The organism is Streptomyces arenae (genome assembly GCF_022343545.1).
Taxonomy (GTDB): Bacteria; Actinomycetota; Actinomycetes; order Streptomycetales; family Streptomycetaceae; genus Streptomyces; species Streptomyces humi.
The window spans coordinates 34370-56452 of the sequence record NZ_JAKQYH010000025.1 but is presented as its reverse complement, the minus strand read 5'-3'; the positions used below and the strand labels follow the sequence as shown (position 1 = coordinate 56452).

General features: G+C 69.9%; 22 protein-coding genes and 1 pseudogene. 14 read left to right on the top strand and 9 right to left on the bottom strand.

Annotated features, from left to right (window positions below; all coding sequences use genetic code 11):
* The first annotated feature begins 9 nt into the window (after positions 1 to 9).
* From MB828_RS13240 to dmpG, 3 genes are read left to right on the top strand one after another with little or no spacing between them, the layout of a single operon-like run.
* Positions 10 to 837 carry a 2-keto-4-pentenoate hydratase gene (locus tag MB828_RS13240; protein WP_301648313.1) on the top strand — a complete coding sequence of 276 codons (828 nt, stop codon included), beginning with the start codon at positions 10 to 12 and terminating at the stop codon, positions 835 to 837.
* Complete coding sequence (locus MB828_RS13235) at positions 834 to 1781, top strand: acetaldehyde dehydrogenase (acetylating) (RefSeq protein WP_301648312.1); 948 nt, start codon at positions 834 to 836, stop codon at positions 1779 to 1781. Before MB828_RS13240 ends, MB828_RS13235 begins: the two co-directional genes overlap by 4 nt.
* Entirely contained in the window at positions 1778 to 2791 is a 1014-nt protein-coding gene (dmpG, locus tag MB828_RS13230; protein WP_301648311.1) for a 4-hydroxy-2-oxovalerate aldolase, read from the top strand. Before MB828_RS13235 ends, dmpG begins: the two co-directional genes overlap by 4 nt.
* 128 nt (positions 2792 to 2919) lie before the next feature.
* Here the strand turns inward: dmpG and MB828_RS13225 are convergent, their stop codons facing one another.
* From MB828_RS13225 to MB828_RS13205, 5 genes are all read right to left on the bottom strand, one after another.
* On the bottom strand, positions 2920 to 3072 hold the full coding sequence (locus MB828_RS13225; RefSeq protein ID WP_301648310.1) for a hypothetical protein: 153 nt from the start codon (positions 3070 to 3072) through the stop codon (positions 2920 to 2922).
* Complete coding sequence (locus MB828_RS13220; RefSeq protein WP_301648309.1) at positions 3033 to 3560, bottom strand: zinc-binding dehydrogenase; 528 nt, start codon at positions 3558 to 3560, stop codon at positions 3033 to 3035. The genes MB828_RS13225 and MB828_RS13220 overlap by 40 nt, the downstream gene beginning before the upstream one ends.
* Before the next feature lie 61 nt (positions 3561 to 3621).
* On the bottom strand, positions 3622 to 4452 hold the full coding sequence (locus tag MB828_RS13215; protein WP_301648308.1) for an alpha/beta fold hydrolase: 831 nt from the start codon (positions 4450 to 4452) through the stop codon (positions 3622 to 3624).
* Between the two features lie 610 nt (positions 4453 to 5062).
* Complete coding sequence (locus tag MB828_RS46860; RefSeq protein ID WP_430381371.1) at positions 5063 to 5473, bottom strand: hypothetical protein; 411 nt, start codon at positions 5471 to 5473, stop codon at positions 5063 to 5065.
* A 351-nt stretch (positions 5474 to 5824) separates the two neighbouring features.
* Positions 5825 to 6478: a TetR/AcrR family transcriptional regulator gene (locus MB828_RS13205; RefSeq protein WP_301648307.1), complete on the bottom strand. Its 654-nt coding sequence runs from the start codon at positions 6476 to 6478 to the stop codon at positions 5825 to 5827.
* Between the two features lie 146 nt (positions 6479 to 6624).
* Between MB828_RS13205 and MB828_RS13200 the strand changes: the two genes are divergently transcribed.
* Positions 6625 to 7905 (top strand): NADH:flavin oxidoreductase, encoded by a 1281-nt coding sequence (locus MB828_RS13200; protein ID WP_301648306.1) that lies wholly within the window; start codon positions 6625 to 6627, stop codon positions 7903 to 7905.
* 2 nt (positions 7906 to 7907) lie between these two features.
* Positions 7908 to 8771, top strand: a complete 864-nt coding sequence (locus tag MB828_RS13195; RefSeq protein ID WP_301648305.1) for an SDR family NAD(P)-dependent oxidoreductase — start codon at positions 7908 to 7910, stop codon at positions 8769 to 8771.
* Here the strand turns inward: MB828_RS13195 and MB828_RS13190 are convergent.
* Positions 8764 to 9417: a TetR/AcrR family transcriptional regulator gene (locus MB828_RS13190; protein WP_301648304.1), complete on the bottom strand. Its 654-nt coding sequence runs from the start codon at positions 9415 to 9417 to the stop codon at positions 8764 to 8766. The genes MB828_RS13195 and MB828_RS13190 overlap by 8 nt on opposite strands.
* Before the next feature lie 163 nt (positions 9418 to 9580).
* Between MB828_RS13190 and MB828_RS13185 the strand changes: the two genes are divergently transcribed.
* The 6 genes from MB828_RS13185 to MB828_RS13160 all read left to right on the top strand — a co-directional run bounded on the left by MB828_RS13185 (position 9581) and on the right by MB828_RS13160 (position 16504).
* Positions 9581 to 10717, top strand: a complete 1137-nt coding sequence (locus MB828_RS13185; RefSeq protein ID WP_301648303.1) for a VOC family protein — start codon at positions 9581 to 9583, stop codon at positions 10715 to 10717.
* On the top strand, positions 10714 to 11661 hold the full coding sequence (locus MB828_RS13180) for a fumarylacetoacetate hydrolase family protein (protein ID WP_301648302.1): 948 nt from the start codon (positions 10714 to 10716) through the stop codon (positions 11659 to 11661). Before MB828_RS13185 ends, MB828_RS13180 begins: the two co-directional genes overlap by 4 nt.
* Positions 11658 to 13556, top strand: coding sequence for an acyl-CoA synthetase (locus MB828_RS13175; RefSeq protein ID WP_301648301.1), 1899 nt, complete (start codon positions 11658 to 11660; stop codon positions 13554 to 13556). The genes MB828_RS13180 and MB828_RS13175 overlap by 4 nt, the downstream gene beginning before the upstream one ends.
* A gap of 1 nt (position 13557) precedes the next feature.
* Complete coding sequence (locus tag MB828_RS13170) at positions 13558 to 13908, top strand: DoxX family protein (protein WP_301648300.1); 351 nt, start codon at positions 13558 to 13560, stop codon at positions 13906 to 13908.
* A gap of 8 nt (positions 13909 to 13916) precedes the next feature.
* Positions 13917 to 15659, top strand: a complete 1743-nt coding sequence (locus MB828_RS13165) for an FAD-dependent monooxygenase (RefSeq protein WP_301648299.1) — start codon at positions 13917 to 13919, stop codon at positions 15657 to 15659.
* A gap of 74 nt (positions 15660 to 15733) precedes the next feature.
* Positions 15734 to 16504 carry a hypothetical protein gene (locus MB828_RS13160; RefSeq protein WP_301648298.1) on the top strand — a complete coding sequence of 257 codons (771 nt, stop codon included), beginning with the start codon at positions 15734 to 15736 and terminating at the stop codon, positions 16502 to 16504.
* A 451-nt stretch (positions 16505 to 16955) separates the two neighbouring features.
* On the opposite strand, the gene MB828_RS13155 is transcribed toward MB828_RS13160, so the two are convergent.
* A complete protein-coding gene (locus tag MB828_RS13155; protein WP_301648297.1) occupies positions 16956 to 17594 on the bottom strand; it encodes a TetR/AcrR family transcriptional regulator in 639 nt (212 codons plus the stop codon).
* 126 nt (positions 17595 to 17720) lie between these two features.
* On the opposite strand from MB828_RS13155, the gene MB828_RS13150 reads away from it, so the two are divergent.
* The 3 genes from MB828_RS13150 to MB828_RS13140 are packed head-to-tail and all read left to right on the top strand — an operon-like array spanning position 17721 to position 21204.
* A complete protein-coding gene (locus MB828_RS13150; RefSeq protein WP_301648296.1) occupies positions 17721 to 19328 on the top strand; it encodes a bifunctional 3-(3-hydroxy-phenyl)propionate/3-hydroxycinnamic acid hydroxylase in 1608 nt (535 codons plus the stop codon).
* 8 nt (positions 19329 to 19336) lie between these two features.
* Positions 19337 to 20200 (top strand): alpha/beta fold hydrolase, encoded by an 864-nt coding sequence (locus MB828_RS13145; protein WP_301648295.1) that lies wholly within the window; start codon positions 19337 to 19339, stop codon positions 20198 to 20200.
* Positions 20197 to 21204: a VOC family protein gene (locus MB828_RS13140; protein ID WP_301648294.1), complete on the top strand. Its 1008-nt coding sequence runs from the start codon at positions 20197 to 20199 to the stop codon at positions 21202 to 21204. The genes MB828_RS13145 and MB828_RS13140 overlap by 4 nt, the downstream gene beginning before the upstream one ends.
* Here MB828_RS13140 and MB828_RS13135 read toward each other — a convergent pair.
* Positions 21172 to 21828: pseudogene (locus MB828_RS13135) on the bottom strand (hypothetical protein); the annotation flags it as partial. The gene MB828_RS13140 and the pseudogene MB828_RS13135 sit on opposite strands and share 33 nt — an antisense overlap.
* Positions 21829 to 21868: 40 nt before the next feature.
* A complete protein-coding gene (locus MB828_RS13130; RefSeq protein WP_301648293.1) occupies positions 21869 to 22027 on the bottom strand; it encodes a hypothetical protein in 159 nt (52 codons plus the stop codon).
* Between the last annotated feature and the right edge of the window lie 56 nt (positions 22028 to 22083).

Here is a 22083-nt window from a genome sequence, read left to right as displayed (position 1 = left end):
GCTGTGGGCATGAACGAGTTCTCTCCCGGCGACGGCGCCGTGGCACAGGCGGCCGATCGCCTGCTGCGGGCCGCCGCCGACCGTGTTCCCTGTCCCCCGGTGCGCGATCTGATCGGCAGCGACGACGTGACGGCGGCCTACGCCGTCCAGGAGCTGCTGACCGCGCGCCGCCTCGCAGCGGGCGGCCGCGTCACCGGCCGCAAGATCGGCCTCACCTCCCCGGCCGTGCAGCAGCAACTGGGCGTGGACCAGCCGGACTTCGGGGTGCTGTTCGCGGACATGAGCGTCGCGGACGGGGCGTCCGTACCGGTCGGCGAGCTGCTCCAGCCGAAGGTCGAGGCGGAGATCGCGTTCGTCCTGGGCGCCGACCTCTCCGAGGGACCACTGGACGCCGCGCAGATCCGGGCCGCCGTGGCGCACGCCGTCCCCGCCCTGGAGATCGTGGACAGCCGGATCGCCGGCTGGGACATCACCTTCGGCGACACCGTCGCGGACAACGGCTCCTCCGCGCTCTACGTCCTCGGCACCCCGGCCAGGCCGCTCACCGGGTTCGAGCCGGTGGAAGCCGCCATGACCCTCGACCGGGGCGGGGAAACCGTCTCCACGGGTGACGGGGCGGCCTGTCTGGGCGATCCGCTGGCCGCCCTGGCCTGGCTCGCCCGCACCGCGCGCGACGTCGGCGATCCGCTGCGCGCGGGCCAGGTGGTGCTGTCCGGCGCGCTCGGCCCGATGGTGCCCGCCACGGCCGGGGACGTGTTCAGCGCCGAGATCACCGGACTGGGCTCCGTCTCCGTCCGCTTCCACGCTTCCGGCGACGACGAAGGAGCCTCCGCATGAAGACCAAGGTTGCCGTCATCGGCTCGGGCAACATCGGCACCGACCTGATGATCAAGGTGCTCCGCCTGTCGGACACCCTGGAGATGGGCGCGATGGTCGGCATCGACCCCGCCTCCGACGGGCTCGCCCGCGCCGCGCGGCTCGGGGTCCCCGTGACGGCTGAGGGCGTCCAGGGCCTGATCGCCATGGACGGCTTCGCGGACATCGAGATCGTCTTCGATGCCACGTCCGCGAAGGCGCACATGGCCAACGCCCACGCGCTCGCCCCGTACGGCAAGCAGCTCATCGACCTCACGCCCGCCGCCATCGGCCCGATGGTGATCCCCCCGGTGAACCTCGACGACCACGTCGCCGCGGACAACGTGAACATGGTGACGTGCGGCGGCCAGGCCACCATTCCGATCGTCGCCGCGATCTCCGCGGTGGCGCCGGTCCCCTACGCGGAGATCGTCGCCTCGATCGCCTCGAAGAGCGCCGGTCCCGGCACCCGCGCCAACATCGACGAGTTCACCGAGACGACCAGCCACGCCATCGAGACGGTCGGCGGCGCCGAGCGCGGCAAGGCCGTCATCATCCTCAACCCGGCCGAGCCGCCGCTGATCATGCGCGACACCGTGCTCGCGCTCGTCGACGCGCCCGACGAGGCGACCCACGACGCGATCCGCACGGCCGTCACGCAGCGGGTCGACGAGGTGTCGGCGTACGTGCCGGGCTACCGCCTCAAGCAGCGGGTACAGATCACCCCCGTCCCCGCGGACCAGCCGGTGCACACCCTCACCCGGGCCGCGGCCACCCACCAGGTGTCCGTGTTCCTGGAGGTCGAGGGCGCCGCCCACTACCTCCCCGCCTACGCCGGGAACCTCGACATCATGACCAGCGCGGCCCTGCGGATGGCCGAGGCCATGGCCGCCCGCGCCACCGAACTCCAGGGAGCCGGCGCATGACCACCGACAAGCTGTTCATCCAGGACGTCACCCTGCGGGACGGCATGCACGCCATCCGGCACCGCATCGAGCCCGGGCGGGTGGGCCGGATCGTGGCCGCGCTCGACGCGGCCGGCGTCGACGGCATCGAGGTGTCCCACGGCGACGGCCTCGCCGGCGGCTCGCTCAACTACGGCCCCGGCAGTCACACCGACTGGGAGTGGATCGAGGCGGCGGCCGCTCACATCGAGAACGCCCGCCTCACCACTCTCCTGCTGCCCGGCATCGGCACCATCGAAGAGCTCAAGCAGGCGTACGCGCTCGGGGTGCGCTCGGTGCGGGTCGCCACGCACTGCACCGAGGCCGACGTCTCGGCCCAGCACATCGCCACCGCCCGCGAGCTGGGCATGGACGTGTCCGGCTTCCTGATGATGAGCCACATGGCCGACGCCAGGACGCTGGCCCGGCAGGCCAAGCTCATGGAGTCGTACGGCGCCCACTGCGTGTACGTCACCGACTCCGGCGGCCGGCTGATGATGGACGGCGTGCGCGAGCGGATGCGCGCCTACCGCGACGTGCTGGACCCCGCCACCGAGATCGGCATCCACGCCCACGAGAACCTCTCCCTCTCGGTGGCCAACTCCATGGTCGCGGTCGAGGAGGGCGTGACCCGCGTGGACGCCTCCCTCGCCGGCCAGGGCGCGGGGGCGGGCAACTGCCCCATCGAGCCGTTCATCGCGGTCGCCGACCTCAACGGCTGGAACCACGGCTGCGATCTCTTCGCGCTTCAGGACGCGGCCGAGGATCTCGTACGCCCGCTTCAGGACCGGCCCGTCCGTGTCGACCGCGAGACCCTCACGCTCGGCTACGCCGGGGTCTACGGCTCCTTCCTGCGGCACGCGGAGACGGCGGCCGAGCGCTACGGCGTCGACGTCCGCACGATCCTCGTCGAGGTCGGCAGGCGCGGACTCGTCGGCGGCCAGGAGGACATGATCGTCGACGTGGCGCTGGGGCTCGCGCAGGCGAGCTGACGTCCCGCACGACGCAGGGCCGTAAGAGCGGTGGCTCCCGGCCCTGCTCGACGTCCTGACGCGGCAGGCGCGAAGGGCCCCCTCCGGCGGGAGGGGGCCCTTCGGGTCTCGCGGGACAGCGCCTCGGGTCAGTTCCCGGTGTGCTCCATGTCGAGCACGATCTTGCCCACCACGGTGCCCGTGCGCAGCCGCTCCACGGCCTCCCCGAGCGCGTCCATCCCGTAGCTCTCGTACGGCAGTGTCAGCGCGCCCGAGGACAGTTCCGGCAGCAGGCGCAGCACCTCGGGGCGACCTCCGCGCTGCGGTTGATCATGTTCACGGGGAGGAGGGAGAAGTCCGCGAGGTCCAGCGTGAGTTCGCGGCCGGCCGTGTAGCCGAGGAGCGCGGCCCGGCCACGGGGGCGGACCAGCGTGAGGGCGTTGCGCAGGATCTGGCCGCCGACCGTGTCGATCAGGACGTCGGCCTTGCCGCCGATCGCCTCCTCGGAGAGGTCGGAGGCGAGCAGCGCCTTCGCGACGCCGGGTACGTGCGGCAGCTTCGCCGGGCGGCCGACCGCGCCGACGACCTCCGCGCCGGCGCGCGCCGCGAGCTGCACGGCCACGGCTCCGACCGCGCCGGACGCGCCGGTGACCAGCACCTCAAGGATCTCGACCTGGTGGTCGAGTCGTCCAGGAGCCGGGTTCGGGAGCCCCGGCGCGGACCCTGACCTCGTGAGCGGCCGCCACCGCGAACGGCGCTGTCCCCCGGCAACGGCCCGCGTGGGCGTCACCGGGGGACGGTGTGTCGCTGATCAGGTTGTCGCTGGCGCCCGGCAGAGCCGGGCGGCCGCCTTAACCCTCGATGAAGGCGAGGATATCCGCGTTCAGGACCTCGGGGTGCGTCGACAGCATGCCGTGGGGGTAGCCCTCGTAGCTCTTGAGCGTGCCGTTCTTGAGCAGCTCGACGGACTTCGGGGCCGAGTCGGCGTACGGCACGACCTGGTCGTCGGTCCCGTGCATCACGAGGACGGGGACGTCGATCTTCTGCAGGTCCTCGGTGAAGTCGGTCTCCGAGAAGGCCTTGATGCATTCGTAGTGGGCGTTCGTCGCGCCCATCATGCCCTGCCACCACCACCGGTCGATGAGACCCTGGGACACCTCGGCGCCGGGCCGGTTGAAGCCGTAGAAAGGTCCGGCCGGGACGTCGATGAAGAACTGGGCCCGGTTGGCGGCGACCGCGGCACGGAAGCCGTCGAAGACCTCGATCGGGGTGCCTTCGGGGTTGCTGTCCTTCTTCACCATGACCGGGGGGACGGCCGCGACGAGTACCGCCTTGGCGACCCGGCCGGGCTTGGCCTGCGCCACGTAGCGCGCGACCTCGCCACCGCCGGTGGAGTGCCCGACGTGCACCGCGCCCTGGAGGTCCAGCGCGTCGGTCAGCACGTTGACGTCGGCGACGTAGGTGTCCATCTCGTGGCCGGTCGCGGGCTGGCTGGAGCGCCCGTGCCCGCGGCGGTCGTGGGCGATGACGCGGTAGCCCTTGGCGAGGAAGAACAGCAACTGGGCGTCCCAGTCGTCCGAGCTGAGCGGCCAGCCGTGGTGGAAGACGATCGGCTGGGCGTCCCGCGGACCCCAGTCCTTGTAGAAGATGACGGTGCCGTCCGGCGTGGTGACTGTGCTCATTGCTGGTTCCTCTGCTTGTTCGGATGTTCGGATGTGCGTCGACCCGCCGGCGGGCGCTGGGACGACGGCAGGACGGAGGTGAGATCCGGGTCCACGTCGGCGGCCACGACCCCGGGAACGACCGAGCTGCGGGCGGTGAGCCCCTTTCGTCTGTTCGAAAATACGCAGTCATCTCGCGGCGTCTTGCCTCTGAGCGCACGACATCCGGCACGAGAGTGCTCGGGCGGCATGCGTGTGACCGTCGCGTCATCGACCGTAACCGCAATCGCCGCGGTCAGCGCCATGGGCATCGGGCCCTCCCGCGGGCCGCCGTCACCCGGCCGCGTATGGCCACGCGTGAAGCAGGCCGGCCCCTCCCGGACCTGGTGCTTGAGCCCTTCGTCAACATGAACCGGGACACCAGCTGTTGCAGCACGGTGACATCGTCGCGGTCGCGCTGGATTCCTTCTTGCGCGCGAAGGGTTACCCGCCTGACCTTGCCCCGCCCGTGCAGACTCAAGAGGGCTGATCAGTTGTCACAGCAGCCGGTTACCGGTGGCGGACCGTTGATACTCGAGGTCTCGGATCTTGTGCAGAGGAACTGATGGTGCCGCTCCTGCTTCGATGCTGGTCAGGTTGGACCGGTATCCGTTGACGGAGCAGGGGTTGTCGGTGGCCGCGTACATGTGCACTGAGCGACCACTCTTCGTCCGTCCGGAGTCTCGGCGATGACGTCAGCACCACGGTCGTTCTTGCCGCCCCGCGGTTTGTCTGCCGTGTACGTCTCGGCATTGACCAGGTTCTTCTCGAAGGGGGTCTGCTTCATGACGGTCTCGTGGAGATCGGTCGGCCGACGCGTGGCCAGCTCGAACTTCTTCGACCCCAGGCGGAGGTCATAGGGACCTGCGGGACCCGCACCCTTGAAGTCCACCCACTCGCGCATACGGTCGGCGAGGCCGGGGATCGGTTCGCATACCAAGGTGGACAGGACGAATACGATGACCCCGCCCTCGCTGAGCTGTGCGGCGACGGCCCGCGACAAGCGGACCGCGCTCAGGAAGCCGGGCTCGAAGGATGCGCGCCGTTGTCCGTCTGGTTGGCTGAAGGCGCGGTGTGCTGTCGCGATCAGCCAGTCCGGCGTACCTGGGTCAGCTTCGCCGGCGACCGCGCCGACGGCCTGACCGAGGCCACCTGGCTCCGTCTCCGCCGTGGCCCCTGCTTCTGCTTCTGGCCCGCCTGCTGCGCGGCGTCCCCCATTGGCGCATGGAGCGTATGGCCCGCGTCGCCGCTCACCGGAATGACCAGCTGTAGTCGTGAACAGAGCCAGAGCGACAGAGCTGACGGAACGGCACCGCTTACCGTTGGTCGCAGGAAGCCCCCGCAGGAAGCCCCTTTATCCCTGGGCACGCCCGTAGATCGCGCCCATGAAGACCGAAACGAGCGTGTCCAACAGGCGCTCCTCAGCCACAGCTGGCGTCTGGCCGCTGAACGTGCTGAACAAGGACCGCTCGACCATGGAGTTCAGCACAGCGGCCAGGTCGCGGGCCGGGATGCCGTCGGGAGCCGCCCGACGCCGGCGCTCGGACTCGATCGCCTCCGTCACTTCCACCACGAACCGCTCCATCACCTGCGACCACAGTTCCCTGACGGCGGGGCTGGTGTACTGCGCCGCCGCCGCGGCGGCGGTGATCGCACGGTGGTCGGAGAAGGTCGCGCAGAACGGGCCGATGGCGTCGCGCCAGCCCTGTTCCTCGTCCTCGGCGAGCCGCTGGAGTGCGTCACCGCGGTTCGACCGGGCCTCTTCGACGACCCGGTCGAACAACGCCAGGAGCACCTGCTCCTTGGACGTGAAATAGAAGTAGAAGGTCGGCCGGGAGATACCGGCGCCCTTGGCCAGCTGGTCCACGGAGATCTCGGACAGTGGCCGCTCACCCAGGAGCCGTTCCGCGGTGGCGAGGATCGCCCGCTCCCGGTCGTCTCCGCTGAAGCCGCGTGCCCTGCGTCCCCTCGTCGACGGGGCGGGTGGCGGCTCGAGTGCGGAGTCCATGGCGGGAGCCTACCAATCGCGTTATCGACAGAGCGTTGACTTAATCGACACTGTGTCGAATGCTGTGTCCCGGCCCCGCCGCTGCCCCCTTCCGGGCCGGCGGATCACGCCGTACGTCAACGTCGACGACTCAGGGAGCTGCGGACATGACCCAATCGCCCCACCGAAAACGACTTGCGACACCCCTGAACATCGGCTCGATGACGGTCGCCGGACGGCTGTTCAAGTCCGCTACCAGCGAGACCCGCGCCAGCGCCGACGGGTTCGTCACCGACGAGCTGCTCGCCTTCTACGAACCGATGGCTGAGGCCGGTACGCCATTGATCGTCACGGGCAATCTGTACGTCTCCCCGCAGGGCAAGTCGGCAGGGCGCCAGGCGGGCATCGACGCCGACGACAAGCTCCCCGGCCTTCGAGAGTGGACCGGCCTGGCGCGTCGGCACGAAGTCCGGATCGTTGCCCAGCTCAACCATGGCGGCCGGCAGATCGCCGAGGCGGCGCCGGGCGCCGACCGGATCGTCTCCGCTTCCGACGTGCGGGAGCCGCTGTACGGGACGAAGCCGTCCCCGCTACGGTCGGACGAGATGCCCGGGGTGGTGGAGTCCTTCGTGGCAGCCGGCGAGCGGGCCCGGGAAGCGGGATTCGACGGGGTGCAGATCCACGCCGCCCACGGCTACCTGCTCAGCCAGTTCCTCACCCCGCACACCAACCACCGCACCGACGCCTACGGCGGCAGTCTCGACAACCGCGCCCGGCTGCTCGTCGAGGTACTCAAAGGGCTGCGCGCACGACTCGGCGACGACTATCCGGTCCTCGTCAAGATCAACGGCACCGACGACCTTCCCTTCCGTCGAGGAGCGACGACGGAAGAGCTGGTCCGGGTCGCCGTACGACTGCAGGACGAGGGCGTCGACGCCGTCGAGATCTCCCGGGGGCATTACGAGTCCTGGCCCGGCATGATCCAGGGCAAATACCGGGGATTCATCCGGACCAGCCTCGCCCAGGGGGCGGGGCAGCACCTCTCGGGGCGGCGCCGGGCGGCCACCCTCGCCGTCGCGCCGGTCGTCGAACGCGTCGCCGAGCGATTGCGCCCGCCACTGGAGGGCTTCAACCTGCCTCAGGCCGAACACTTCACCCGCGCCCTCGACGTCCCCGTCATCTGCGTCGGCGGATTCCACACCAGGACGGGCATGGAAGCAGCCATCGGGGGCGGGCGGACCGACGCCGTCTCGGCGGCCCGCGCGATGATCGCCGACCCACACCTGTACCGAAACGTCCTGGGCGATGTCGCCGAGCGGCCTGTCTGCGGCTACTGCAACGGCTGTATCGCCCGCTTCAGCGGCCTGCCCGTGGACTGCTACAGCGACGAGATCCGCCGTGACCGCGACGTCATGATCGAAAAGTACCGCACCAGGACCGGAGAGTGAGCATGCGCACCAGCCGAAAGGAGACCGCCGACCTGGTCGGCCGCACGGTCGTCATCACCGGCGGCGCCCAGGGCATCGGGCTCGAAACGGCGCGTGAGGCGGTCCGCCGCGGTGCGCGCGTGGCCCTGCTCGACATCCACGCCGAGGCGGTGATCCGGGCCGCGGCCGAGCTGGGCGACACGACGACCGCGCTCGGTTTGACCGCGGACGTGTGCGACGCCGCCTCCCTGGAGCGGGCGTTCGCCCAGGTGGCCGAGGCGTTCGGCGGCTACGACACGGTGGTCGTCAACGCGGGCATCGGGACCGGCATGAGGACCTTCCGGGCCACCGCACCGGCCGACTTCCAGCGGATCGTCGACGTCAATCTGCACGGCTCCGCCAACACGGTCAGGGCATCCCTCGACCAAGTCATCGCCGCACGCGGCCAGTACGTCATCGTCTCGTCGGTCCTCGCCTTCAACAACGGTGCCCTGCAGTCTCCTTACGCCACCTCGAAGGCATCCGTCGAGTCCCTCGGACGTTCACTGAGAAGCGAACTGGCCCCTCAGCGAGTCAACGTGACCATCGCCTACTTCGCCTACATCGACACCGCCATGAACGCGTCCGTCTGGGCCGACGAGGCCGGCCAGAGCTACGGCGCGTCGGTTCCCGGCTTCCTGAAGACCCCGTTGAGTCCCGCCATGGCAGGCCGAGGCCTGGCGGATGTGATCGCCGTACCACGCAAGACCCTGGTCGTACCGGGGCGTTGGAAGACGCTGCTGCTCCTTCGCGGACTATGGGGCCCGCTGTCCGATTGGGTGCTCGGGCGGGACGAGGGCTTCACAAGAGCCGTGGGACTCGCGGACCGGCCGAGGACGCTCACGTGACGCCGAGGGCGTCGACCAGGTCGAGGTCGGGCAGTTCGAGCGAACAGATCCGCGCGGCCTCGTCTGCGGTCATGCCGAAGTGTCGCAGCAGCCCGCGCACAATCACGTCCGAGGACCGTGCGTCGTCGCGGTCGGGCTGGGCGTGCAGGAGCGTACCCAGGGCGAGTTGGGCGCTGACCGTCATCGCCAGGGCGAGGTCCAGGTCCTCCACGTCGAACCGGCCGGCTTCGATCGCGTTCTGGATGTCCCGGCGTGCCCGGGGTCCCAGGCCACGGTCGGAATGGACCACGTCCATTCCGTGCTTCAGCAGGATCCTGCTGAGCTGCGGGTAGCGGCGATGCAGGCGGCCTGTCATGCGGAAGCTCTGGGCGTACGCGACCGCCGGGTCGTCGATTTCCGAGGTCAGCTGGTCCATCAGACCGCCGAACCACTCCATCGCCTCCTCCACCGCGGTGCGGAAGAGATCTTCCTTGGTGTTGAAGTGGTTGTAGAACGAGCCGACCCCGACGTCGGCCAGTTCCGTTATCTCCAGGACCGCGACGTCAGTGCGCCCGTCGGCCAGCAGGCGCTGTGCCGCGCACACCAGCGCGTGCCGCGTCCGCGCCCGCCGCTGGTCGACTCGCCGGGACGTGGTCCTCTCGGCCATCGCATCCTCCATCGCGTCACACCCCGATTCAGAGTTGAAGATATCATCAACTCTTTTGGACCCGACCCCTGCGGACATGTCCATCTCATTTTCTGAATGTTTCGTCAGTTCTATTGACTGACATCACTCTCGGAAGTGACGATTTCTTCAGGAGGTGGTGACCATGGCTGTTCACCCCGGTACCCACAACGACCTGCACTCCGAGCAGGGCGCGCTGCCTGGAGAGCATCCGGGGCGCGCGGCGAACCCATTGATCAAGGTCCACGACATCGCGTGGCTCGAGTTCTCCAAACCCGACCTGGACCGTGCCGAGGTCTTCGGCAGGGCGTTCGGCTTCGCGACGTCCTACCGCGACGGTCGCGAGCTTCATCTGCGGGGCACCCAAGCGGGAGCCCCATGCGTGATCATCCGCAAGGGCCGGCGATCACGGTTTCTGGGGCCGGCCTTCCGGGCCGTCGACACCCGCGATCTGCTACGACTGGGAGACGCGCTCGGCGCCAGGGTGCATCCACTGCCCGATGCGCTGGGCGGTTCGGTGATCGAGCTGTCCGCCCCCGATGGACTGCGGGTGCGGGTGGTCGCCGACACGGACGAGCTGCCCGCTCTGTCGGGGCAGGATCCACACCGGTTCAACTTCGGCGATGACATCGACCGGGTCAACGGCACCCAGCGGCCACCGCGTGAACCGGCCGGCGTGCGGCGCCTCGGACATGTCGTCCTGCAGTCGACGACGTACCGGCGCACGCTGGACTGGTACCTGGAGCGCCTCGGCCTGATCGTCAGCGACTTTCTCTACTACGAGGGGCAGCGCGAGCGTGGCCCGACCATGAGCTTCATCCGCTGTGACCGCGGCGGCACGCTCACCGATCACCACACCCTTGCCCTGACGCTGGGGCCCTCCAACCGGTATGTGCACTCGGCGTACGAGGTCACCGACCTCGACGCGCTCGCCGCCGGGGGCCAGTACCTGCTGAGGGAGGGCTACCGGCGTTCCTGGGGGATCGGCCGTCATATCCAGGGCAGCCAGATATTCGACTACTGGCGCGACCCCGACGGCTTCCTCGTCGAGCACTTCACCGACGGCGACATGTTCGACAGCACCCTCGAACCCGGCTGGGCCCCCATGACGGCCTCCGGCCTCGCGCAGTGGGGGCCGCCGGCGACCAAGGACTTCCTGGGCATCGCCCCGGGCCGGGAGTCGCTGGCCGAACTGCGCTCGATCCTCAGCTCTCTGCGAAAGAACGACAACGAGTTCGACCTCGACCGCCTGCGCGGCCTTCTGAAAGTGGCTTCTTCGTGAGTATCACCGTTCTCCGTACCTCCGACTCTTGGTGGGTCGCGCTCGACGGGCGCGAAGCCGTCCCCGTCGACACCACCGCGACCACGACCGCCGAACTGTTGGCCGACCTGACGGCAGTCAGCGCGGCCCGTTCGGGCGGGTCGTCCGCGCAGGCGCGCAGCATCAGCACGCTCCAGCCGGTCTCCCCGGTCACCGCGCCGTGCCGGGTGGTCGCGCAGATGACCAACTTCGTCTCCCACGTGCGCGATTCGGGTATGGACCCCGCGACCGTCCCGCTGACCTTCTTCCGCAAGACGTCCGGGTCGATCAGCGGCCCGTACGACGAGATCGTCAAGCCCGCACACGTCCGCTTCCTGGACTACGAGATCGAACTCGGCCTCGTCATCGGGCGCCCGCTGAAGGTCGGCGCCACCGTGACCGCTGCCAACTGGAAGGATCACGTCGCCGGCCTGGTCATCACCAACGACATCTCCGCCCGCGACGTCCAGCTGCCCAAGACCCAGTTCTACGAGGCCAAGTCCTACCCGACGTTCACGCCGGTCGGCCCCTCCCTCGTCCTCCTCGACGCTGACGAACTCGACCGGCTCTCCCAGCTCAGGCTCGTCCTCAAGGTCAACGGCGAGATCCGCCAGAACAGTGACCTCGCCGAAATGATCTACAACCCGCTCCAGGCGCTCCAGGAACTGTCCCGCTTCCAGGCCCTGGCCCCCGGTGACCTCATCCTCACCGGCACACCCGGCGGGACGGCCCTCAAGGCCCCGCCGAAGGTGGTGGAGATCATCGGTTCCCTCCTGCCCCCCGCGGCCAAGTGGAAGGCGTTCTTCAAAGCCCAGGCGAAGAACGACAAATACCTCCGCGACGGTGACGTGGTGGAGCTGTCCATCCGCACCCCCGACGGAACCGTCGACCTCGGCATCCAGCAGAACAAGGTGAGGTACGCGTGACCACCAGCACTGACACCGGCATGACGTGGCCGCGCTACGACCAGCCCGACGACCTGGCCGCCATCGAGGCCACACCGCTCGCCGAACGCGGCCTGGCCGCCACCTCGTACGAGCTGCTGCGCCGCGCGGCCGAGAACTGGCCCGACCGGACCGCACTCACCGTCCTGCCCGACGCCGCGTCCTGGCGCACGCCCAAAGAGCGCACCTACGCGGAGCTGCTCGGCGACGTCCACCAGACGGCCAACGCCTTGCACCGGCTCGGCATAAGCCGCCACGACACCGTCGCGCTGCTCTCGACGAACTGCGACGAACTGCTCACCGCCCTCCTGGCGGCCCAGCTCGCCGGCATCGTCACGCCCATCAACCCAGCGCTCGCCCGCGACCACGTGGCCGAGCTGATCCGTCGCTCCGGTGCCCGCGTGGTCGTCACCGCGTCCCCGGAACTGGACGCGGAGGCGTTCGCGACGAGCGCGGCGCTGGCCGAGGCAGGGCTGGTGGACCACGTTCTGGTGCTGCGCCCGACCGCCGCCGAGGCGACGGCGGCGGAACTGCCGAAGGCGGGGAACGCGACCGTGGGGTACCTCACCGACGTCGCGGCCGACTGCCCGCGCGACCGGTTCCTCGGTGAGCCGCCCACCGCCGCGGACTTGGCCTCCTTCTTCCACACCGGCGGCACGACCGGGGCTCCGAAACTCGCCGCCCACACCCATGCCAACGAGATCGCCGATGCCTGGACGATCGCGGCCAACTCGCTGCTGGACGAGCACTCGGTGGTGTTCGCCGCGCTGCCGCTCTTCCACGTCAACGCGCTCGTCGTCACGCTGCTCGCGCCTCTGTTCCGGGGCCAGCGGGTCGTGTGGGCGGGCCCGCTCGGCTACCGGGACATCGCGCTCTACGGTGAGTTCTGGCGCATCGTCGAGCACTACCGGATCGCCACCATGAGCGGCGTACCGACCGTGTACGCCGTCCTGGCCACCGTCCCCGTCGGCGAGGCGGACATCAGCTCGATGCGCGGCGCGGTGGTCGGCGCCTCCGCGCTGCCCGAGGGCGTGCGGACGAGCTTCGAGACAGCTACCGGCGTCACGCTGCTGGAAGGGTACGGCCTGACCGAGGCGACCTGCGCCAGCGTCCGCAGCTTCCTGGACGTCCGCCGGCCCGGATCGGTCGGGCAGCGGATGCCGTACCAGCACATCCGCATCGTCGACGCCGCGACGGGCGCGGAACTGCCTGCCGGGCAGACGGGCGTCATCCTCATCAGCGGGCCCACCGTTTTCCCGGGCTACGTCGAGGGGCGCGACGAGAACGGCTACCGGATCAGCGGACAGGGCAAGATCGTCGACGGCTGGCTGGACACCGGCGACCTCGGTCACCTGGACGAGGACGGCTTCCTCTACCTCACTGGGCGGGCGAAGGACCTCATCATCCGAGGCGGCCACAACATCGACCCGCAGGTCATCGAGGACGCCCTGCTCTCGCACCCCGCGGTCACGGGTGCCCAGGCCGTCGGCCAGCCCGACCAGCGCGCCGGCGAGGTGCCGGTGGCGTACGTGACGGTCGGGAACGACATGGTCAGCGAGGCCGACCTCCTCGCCTGGGCAGCCGAACACGTCGGCGAGAAGGCCGCCGCCCCCAAGGCCGTACGCGTCCTCGACGCCCTGCCCGTCACCGCGGTCGGCAAGCCCTACAAGCTCCCGCTGCGTGCCGACGCCACCCGCCGTGTGCTGGCCGAAGCCCTCGTCGACCTCGACGACGTCGAGGAGATCCGCGCCGATGCCGACTCCGGAACGGTGACGGTCACCGTGACTCTGCGGACGCGGGCGGTCGAGGCCGAAGTGGCGCGCAGGCTCGGCGACTTCGCCGTGTCCTGCCGCATCGTCACGCCGGCGGCCGACTGACATGAGCGCCCTCGACACCATCCTCACCTGTCTTCTGGCCCTGTGGTTCACGATGTTGAGCGCCGGAAAGCTGCTCGGGACGGCTCAGATGGCCGAGCGAGCCGCCCATCTGGGTTTCACCGTCGGCGGCTACCGCGTCATCGGCGCGCTCGAACTCGCCGGAGTTCTCGGCCTCTTCGCCGGATGGGCGATAACCGGCCTGGGGATCGCCGCTGCGGCCGGCCTCCTTCTCCTGCTCGCCGGCGCGGTCCTGGCGCACCTGCGCGCCGGCGACCGGCTGCCCGCGGCGGCACCGGCGATCCTCTCGGCCGTCCTCGTCGTGGCCTACCTGATCGCCCTCCTCCAGAAATGAGCCACGAGATGAGCAAGCCAACACCTCCGACGGTCGAGCAGACCGCGGTGCTTGTGGTCGGGGCGGGCCCCGTCGGCCTGACTTTGGCCCTGGAGCTGGAGCAGCACGGGGTGCAGACCCTCCTGGTGGAGCGGAACGCCTCCACCACCCGGCATCCGAAGATGGACGTCACCAACGGCCGCAGCATGGAGCTGTACCGCCGCCTCGGCGTCGCCGACGACCTGCGCAAAGTCGCCATCCCCGCCGACCGCCGTACCAAGGTGACGTGGGCGACGAACGCGGCCGGCTGGGAGCTGGCCTCCTTCGAGTACCCCAGCGTCGACGACATGCGTGAGAAGAACCGCGAGCGCAACGACGGCACAGCGCCCCTGGAGCCCTGGATGCGGGTCTCCCAGGTCATCCTCGAACCGGCGCTCCGGGACCTGCTGCTGGACCGGGCGAAGCACGTGACCGTGCGGTACGGGTGGGGGCTGGAGAGCTTCGAGGAGGACGCCGACGGCGTCACCGCCCACCTGGTCTCCGCCGACGGCACGAGCCGCCGCACGGTCCGCGCCCGCTATCTCGCCGGCTGCGACGGCGCCGGCAGCCGCACCCGCAGACAGCTCGGGATCGGCCTGGACGAGATCGACCTGCGCAAGCTGGTCGTCAAGGAGATCGGCCTGCCCCGCACGGTGGCGGCCCTCGCCCGCGCTTTTCGGGAACGGGGCGAACGACCGGCGGACGGCCGCTTCTACCTGGTGCACTTCACCACGAAGGACCCGACGGTCCTGAACCGGTTCGGCACCGTCTGGCACTTGCAGTCCCCGGACGGCTGGACTCTGATCTCGCAGAACGACGGCGACACCTTCACCCTCCACGCCCCGCTGGGCCTGGGCACCGACGCCGACCGCATCGACCCGCGTGAGTTCCTCTTCGAACGACTCGGGTGCCGGTTCGAGGCGGACGTGCTGGTCGCCAACGCCTGGACACCGCGCCTGACCGTCGCCGACTCCTTCGGCCGCGGTCGTGTCTGGCTCGGGGGCGACGCCGTCCACCAGGTGACCCCGACCGGCGGCTACGGCATGAACACCGGCGTCGGCGACGCCATCGGCCTCGGCTGGGCGCTCGCCGCGGTCCTCCAGGGCTGGGGCGCCCCCGACCTCCTGGCGGCCTACGAGCACGAGCGCCGGGCCGTGGCCCTGCGCAACCGGCAGGCCGCCGCCCGGCACGCCCTCGTACGGGCCGCCATCATGACCGCCAACCGGGCCGAACTGCACAGCGAACGCTGGCTCGGCGCCCGCACCCGGCAGCGCGTCGGCCGCGAGATTCTCGACCTGGGCAACCTGGAGAACGAGGCACTCGGCATCGAACTCGGCTACCGCTACGACAGCTCACCCGCCGTCTGCCCCGATACCGCACCCGGCGCCCGGGCACCACGCCAGAGGATGGACGAGTACGTGCCCAGCACCTGGCCGGGAGCGCGGCCGCCGAGCGTCCTGCTGGCCGACGGCAGCGCGCTGTTCGACCTCTTCCACTCGGCCGGCTTCACCCTGCTGCGCTTCACCGAACACGACGTCACCGCGCTCACCGCCGCCGCCGCCGAACGCGGCGTCCCCCTGGAGGTGGTCGACGTGCGGGACCCGCACGCCCGCGCCCTCTACGAACGGGGCCTGGTCATCGTACGACCCGACCAGCACGTCGCGTGGCGCGGAGACACCGTGCCCGCCGACCCGCTGTACGTCATCGACCGTATCCGGGGCGCGCTGCGCTGAGCGTGCGCCCAACGAGCGGCAAGCGCCCGGTCGGGCCTGGGGCTTGCCGCCCGCCAGTCCGTACAGGAGTAGACATGAGCCGACCTGTGAAGACCACCTCCTACATGTCCCCGGTCTGGTTGCGCGCGGATCTGCCGAGGGAGACAGCCCTCGGGTACTGGTCCGGGCCGCACGCGGAGATCGCCGGGCGGCTGCCCAACATGGCCGAGTACGTGCAGCGGCACTTCTCGCCCACCGATCACGGCTACTGGCCGTCGTCCCCCACGGTGGGCACGATGATCCCGCCGGGCTGGCGCTGCGACGGGGTGGCCGAGGTCCGCTTCGGGAGCACGGCCGCGGCGCTAGGCATGCCGATGCACATGCGGGAGGTCTACCTGGACGAACAGAACGTCTTCGAACGGGTGCTGGGACAGGTCACTGGCCCGGGCGGCGGCCGCTGGTGGAGCGACGGTCACGACGACGCCGTAGGCCATCGCACGGTTCTGCTGCTGCGGCGGCGCCGGGGCGTGACCGGCCGGACCTTCCGGCGATTCGTCCATGACCGCATCGGCCCGGCGCTCCACGAGGCCGGCGCGCAGGATCTGCGGACGTACACCTTCCTGCCCTGGTCGCGGTTCGTGCACCCCACGCTCGGCGTCTGTCACGACAACCCGACCTTCCGCCGCTATCACGCGAGCGTCGTCGTCGGAGCCGACAGCCGTGCCGCCATGGACGACCTGCTCAAGTCCGAGCAGGTCGCCGGGATCGTGGCCGACCAGCGGACGGTGCTGACGGCCGTCCACGCCTACTCCGTGGAGCGGAGTGTGCCGGTCATCCGCATCGGTTCGGCGCCGGCTACTGCATAGAACGCAGTAGCGCGGAAGCCCAGAGTGTCATCACCGTCGCGCGTTGGAGCTCGCGCGCCGCGAAGCACGCATCGCCGTGTCGGACATCGATCCCATCGGCCTGCGGGAGACGGACGACCAGGTCGCGGCACTCGGTGCGCGCGTGGATCGACAACTGCTGGACGTCAGCGACGCCGTCGCGTTCGAGACCTACGCGCACACGGTTGCCGAGCACTTCGGTGGGTCCATCAGATCTACAACAACGCCGGTATCGGTGCCGGGCGTGCCTTCCTCGACAGCGAGTCGCGCGACTACCAGCTGGTTCTCGGGGTCAACCCGAGCGACGGCCACGTCACGTGCGTCCATCCTGGCGGCGTCAAGACCAACATCGCGGTCAATGCGATCGCCGCCGCGGAGAGCGAGGGCCTGGAGCCCACCGCGGCAGACCGGGCCCGCGCGAAGGTCATCGACGTCAGGGGCGCCCCGAGTCCCCCGCTGCCATGCGCATGGCCGCGTCGTAGACCAGTCGCGCATGCAGTTCGAACATGGCCACCAGGTCGACGGCGTCGCCGCTGATCTCCCGTTGGACGAACAGCCCGTCGGCGCCGGCGACGGCATAGGTCGTAAGGGTGTGCACGGCGCCTTCGTCCAGGTCAGGAAGCAGAGTCCGGATGACTTCGGTGATCTTTTGGCTCGCGATGCCGCGGACCTGAAGGAACGCGGTCCGCCCCCGGGGCTCCGTGGGCCTCCGCTCCAGGGCGAGCATGAGGCCCAGGCGCAGGAAGTCCGGCGCGTCGACCAGTGACTTCGCCACGTTCGCCGCCATGGCCGTGACCCGCTCCAGGGGCGTACCCGACCCCTCACCCGGCAGTTCGACGGCCGCGAGCCAGGTCTCGAAGCTGCGTTCGATGACCGCGGCGATCAGGTCGTCCTTGTCCTTGAAATGCCAGTAGATCGAGCTGGCCGGCAGTCCGCACTTGGCGCTGACCGCCGCGATGGACGTGCCTTCGTACCCGCGCTCGCCCGCGATCTCCACGGTGGCATCCAGGATCCGCTGCCGCGACTCCACCCCGTTCGCACGCTTCTTGCGCGTTGTCTGCGACCTGGTCATGAAGATGCCCCTCCTGTCGCGTCAGCCCTTGACCGTATCTGTCCACCAGCTTACCGTAGCGTCCATTCCAACTGGAATGAGCGCTACAGCAAGAGCCGTCAGGGACGACGACAGTGAGGTGGCCTGGTGAGCGGTAATGCCGAGGACAGAGCCGAGGGCAGCGAGAGCAGTACGTACGACGTGGCAGTGATCGGCTACGGGCCGACGGGAGTGACCGCGGCGAACCTGCTCGGGGCGATGGGCCTCAGGGTCGTCGTGCTGGAGCGCGACGCGGAGGTGTTCGCCCGCGCCCGGGCGATCTCCACGGACGAGGAGGTCGTGCGGGTCTGGCAGCGCGTCGGCCTGGCCGAGCGGCTGAAGCGGGACATGCTGGCCGATCGGCCGCTGGACTTCGTGGACGCGAGGGGCCGCGCCTTCATCAGCGCGCACCCCACACCGCGCGGCCATGGCCACCCGCCTCAGATGTTCATCTACCAGCCGGCGTTGGAGCAGATACTGCGTGAGGGAGTCGGCCGCTACCCGAACGTGGAGGTGCTGCTGCGCCGCGAGTGCGTGCGGCTGCGCCCAGACGCGGACGGCGTCGAACTGACGGTGGTGGGTACCACCGACGACTCGGTACGACGACTGCGTGCCGCGTACGTCATCGCGGCCGACGGTGGCTCCAGCCTCACGCGCGCACAGCTGAATGTGGGCTACGAGGGACGGACTTACGAGGATCGCTGGGTGGTCATCGACACCGAGATGCTCAAGCCCTGGCCGGACCACGACCGGCTGCGCTTCCGCTGCGACCCGGCCCGCCCAGCGGTGGACTGCCCGACGCCCCTCGGTCACCACCGCTGGGAGTTCCCGATCCTGCCCGGTGACGACGAGACGTACCTGACCACCGACGAGGCGATCTACTCGATGGTGGCGCGGTACGGGATCGGCCGGGACCAGATCAAGATCCTTCGGGCGACTGTCTACAGCCACCACGTCCGTTTCGCCGCCCGCTTCCGGGTGGGGCGGGTCTTCCTCGCCGGGGACGCGGCCCACGCTATGCCGCCGTGGATCGGCCAGGGCATGGCCGCCGGCGTGCGGGACGTGGCCAACCTGTGCTGGAAGCTGAATGCTGTCCTGCGCGGCGAGCTGCCGAAGAGCCTGCTGGACAGCTACGAGGCCGAACGCAAACCGCACGTCAAAGAGATCACCAGACGCGCGGTGTTCGTCGGGCGGATCATCACCGAACGACGCTCGGCCGTCACCCGGGTCCGCGACTCCGTGCTGCCCGTCGTGAACCGGGTCCCACGCTTCAGCCAATGGCTCCAGGACTCCAACTGGATCCCCGTAGCCCACTACGCCGATGGCTTCCAGGCCCACCCTCGCACCAAGGCGACCGGGCACCAGATACCGCAGCCCTGGGTGACCACCCCCGACGGTAGCCGGGCCCGCCTGGACGACGCCCTGGATGGCCGGTGGCTGCTCCTGCACGGCGGACTGCCCGCGCCCCAGCCCGCATGGGAACACCTCGGCATTCCCGCGCTCAACGTCACGCCCGCCGGCTCCCGCCCGGCCGAGGGCACCCTCGTCGACGATGCCGGGGTCCTGCTGCCCTGGATGGCCAAACGCCGCGTCACCACCCTCGTCCTGCGCCCGGACGGCTACGTCTACGCCGCCGCTCCCGCGGGTGCCGAACTCCCGCCGCCCCCGGTCGGATTCGCCCCCTCACCGCACAAATCCGCCTCCCTCACCCGGTAAGGACCGTCATGACCACGCACACCGAACTGCCGTCGATGCGGGAGTCCCTGCTCGACGTCGCAGGCAAGAAGATCTTCGTTGCCGAAACCGGGGACGGCCCTCCCGTCCTGCTGCTGCACGGCGGCGGACCCGGCGCCTCCGGCGTCTCCAACTACAGCCGCAACATCGCGAACCTGGCCAAGGAACACCGGGTCATCGTCCCCGACCTGCCCGGCTACGGCCGCAGCTCCAAGGGCATCGATCCCGCCGACCCCTTCGGCAGCCTCGCCGCAGGCATCCGCGGTCTGCTCGACGAACTCGGTCTGGACAAGGCCCACCTGGTGGGCAACTCCTACGGCGGCGCCTGCGCCCTGCGCCTCGCCCTGGACACCCCGGACCGGGTCGACCACATGGTCCTCATGGGGCCCGGCGGCATCGGCACCACCCGCGCCCTGCCCACCCCCGGCCTGAACAGCCTGCTCAACTACTACACCGGAGAGGGACCTTCGCGGCTCAAGCTGGAGAAGTTCATCCGCCAGTACCTCGTCTTCAACGCCGCCGACGTCCCCGACAACGTCATTGACGCGCGCTACCGGGACAGCCTCGACCCGGAGGTCGTCGCCAACCCGCCACTCAGGCGTCCGAAGTCGCTGCGCGCCCTGTGGAAGATGGACTTCACGCGCGACGCCCGCCTGTCCCGGCTGCCCGTGCCGACCCTGGTCCTATGGGGCTCCGCCGACAAGGTCAACCGGCCCTCCGGCGCCCAGATGCTGGCCGATCGCCTGCCCAACTGCGACCTCTACCTGGTCGCCAACACGGGCCACTGGGTGCAGTTCGAACGAGCCGACCTCTTCAACCGCCTGTGCGCCGACTTCCTGGCGGGCCGCCGATGAACACCACCACTTCTGTCTTCGGCGCTGTTCATCTCGGTTACATCGTCATCGAGAGCAACCGCTTCACCGACTGGCGCCGCTTCGGAGCCGACGCCATCGGCATGCACCACGACGCGGTGGACTCGCACCTGATGCGCTTCCGCCTCGACGACCAGGAGTGCCGATTCCTCGTTCGACGCGGCCCAGCCGAGGACGTCGTGGCCACCGGCTGGCACATCGACGACCACGCCGGCTTCGAGCAGATCGAGGCCCGGATACGAGCCCACGGTGTCCCCGTGGCCGAGGGCACGGCTGAGGAAGCGGCCCTGCGCGGCGTCGAACGCCTACTGCGTTTCCCCGGGCCCAAGGGCGTCACCCAGGAGATCTACACCACCCCGCGCATGGCCTCCGAACCACTGCGCATGCTCGCCTCAGGCTGGGTCACCGGCGACTCCGGCATGGGACACATCGCGATCACCTCCACCAAGCCAACGCAGCTGCGCGGCTACTTCAGTACCGTCTTCGACGCCCGTCTCACCGACTACATCGACGAGGCCATCAGCGGCGTCAAGCTCAAGGTCCGCTTCCTGCGAGTCAACGAACGCCACCATTCCATCGCGATCGCTGCCGTCCGCGGCCTGCCCATCGACCCGATCCGCACCCGCGTCCAACACCTCAACATCCAGGCCGCCTCGCTCGACGACCTGGCCCGCAGCTACGACCGCGTGCACGAACTCGGCTTCGACATGGCCCTGTCGGTGGGCCAGCACACGAACGACAAGGAACTCTCTTACTACGCCCGTACCCCGTCGGGCTTCGAATGGGAGGTCGGCTGGAACCCCATCGTCATCGACGAAGCCACCTGGCAGCCCAGCACCCACCGGGGCATCAGCATCTGGGGCCACACCCCGGTCGGTCAGACGATCATCGACAAGCTCGACCAGTTCCGGCTCGGAGGCCTCTCCCTCGCCCGCCGCGAGGACACCGTGCCCTCACTCAGCGGTGCAGGCACCCCCGACGACTGACCGGCCCGGTGCGATGTCGGTGATCATGTCCTCCTGGCCGCCGACCATGCCCCGGCGGCCGACCTCGACCAGGATGCTGCGGGCGTCGAGCCCGTACCGGGCGGCGGTCTCGGCGTGCCGCGGGAAGCGGGAGTACACGCCCGCGTAGCCGAGGCTGAGCGTCTCGCGGTCGACCCGCACCTCGCGGTCCTGCAGCAGTCGTACGAGATCGTCGGCAGCGTCCATGAGAGGGAACAGCTCGCACGCGTGCCCCCAGCCCATCAGGTCGGCGACCGCGACTAACGCCTCCAGGGGGCAGTTGCCCGCGCCGGCACCCTGGCCCGCGAGGGAGGCGTCCACGCGGACCGCGCCACTCTCCAACTCCGTGGCTGACTCCAGGACTTCACGGTAGGCGCGTAAGCGGTCGCGGACACCGTCCATGGTGAGCCGTCCGCCGGAGTCGGTGACCCAGACGCAAGTAGCGCCGTAGGACTCCAGCAGCAGCGTGGTCGGCACCGCGTGGACGGAGACGTCGGTGACGGCCTCGATCCACTCCCAGTCGGTGTGGGCGCCGATCCCGTAGTTGATGCCGGAGCCGGCCAGGCCGTCGCCGTGGGCAATCTCAATGGCGGCCACGCCCGCCGCACGGAAGTCGTCCAGGACGTCCAGCGGACTGCGCCCGGTGTCACCGGCGGGTGTCCAGCAGGAAGTCGGCGGCGAACGGAGGGATGCCCTCGGCCGCGGAGGCGGCCGCATCCGGCATGGGCACGGTGGCGAACCAGCCGAGCCGCCCCGAGTGACCGGCGGACAGGTCGGCGGAGAAGTCGTTGAGCCGCCGCGCCAAGGGGGCGGCCTCGGCGGGGTCGCAGCTCCAGCGCCGACCCCGTACTCCAGTCCGGC

Coding starts and splice junctions, on each gene's coding strand:
- MB828_RS13165 (WP_301648299.1), top strand. CDS start 13,917: ATGAGCAAGCCAACACCTCCGACGGTCGAGCAGACCGCGGTGCTTGTG.
- MB828_RS13240 (WP_301648313.1), top strand. CDS start 10: ATGAACGAGTTCTCTCCCGGCGACGGCGCCGTGGCACAGGCGGCCGAT.
- MB828_RS13145 (WP_301648295.1), top strand. CDS start 19,337: ATGACCACGCACACCGAACTGCCGTCGATGCGGGAGTCCCTGCTCGAC.
- MB828_RS13205 (WP_301648307.1), bottom strand. CDS start 6,478: ATGGACTCCGCACTCGAGCCGCCACCCGCCCCGTCGACGAGGGGACGC.
- MB828_RS13160 (WP_301648298.1), top strand. CDS start 15,734: ATGAGCCGACCTGTGAAGACCACCTCCTACATGTCCCCGGTCTGGTTG.
- MB828_RS13170 (WP_301648300.1), top strand. CDS start 13,558: ATGAGCGCCCTCGACACCATCCTCACCTGTCTTCTGGCCCTGTGGTTC.
- MB828_RS13140 (WP_301648294.1), top strand. CDS start 20,197: ATGAACACCACCACTTCTGTCTTCGGCGCTGTTCATCTCGGTTACATC.
- MB828_RS13195 (WP_301648305.1), top strand. CDS start 7,908: ATGCGCACCAGCCGAAAGGAGACCGCCGACCTGGTCGGCCGCACGGTC.
- MB828_RS13200 (WP_301648306.1), top strand. CDS start 6,625: ATGACCCAATCGCCCCACCGAAAACGACTTGCGACACCCCTGAACATC.
- MB828_RS13155 (WP_301648297.1), bottom strand. CDS start 17,594: ATGACCAGGTCGCAGACAACGCGCAAGAAGCGTGCGAACGGGGTGGAG.
- dmpG (WP_301648311.1), top strand. CDS start 1,778: ATGACCACCGACAAGCTGTTCATCCAGGACGTCACCCTGCGGGACGGC.
- MB828_RS13215 (WP_301648308.1), bottom strand. CDS start 4,452: ATGAGCACAGTCACCACGCCGGACGGCACCGTCATCTTCTACAAGGAC.
- MB828_RS13235 (WP_301648312.1), top strand. CDS start 834: ATGAAGACCAAGGTTGCCGTCATCGGCTCGGGCAACATCGGCACCGAC.
- MB828_RS13190 (WP_301648304.1), bottom strand. CDS start 9,417: ATGGCCGAGAGGACCACGTCCCGGCGAGTCGACCAGCGGCGGGCGCGG.
- MB828_RS13185 (WP_301648303.1), top strand. CDS start 9,581: ATGGCTGTTCACCCCGGTACCCACAACGACCTGCACTCCGAGCAGGGC.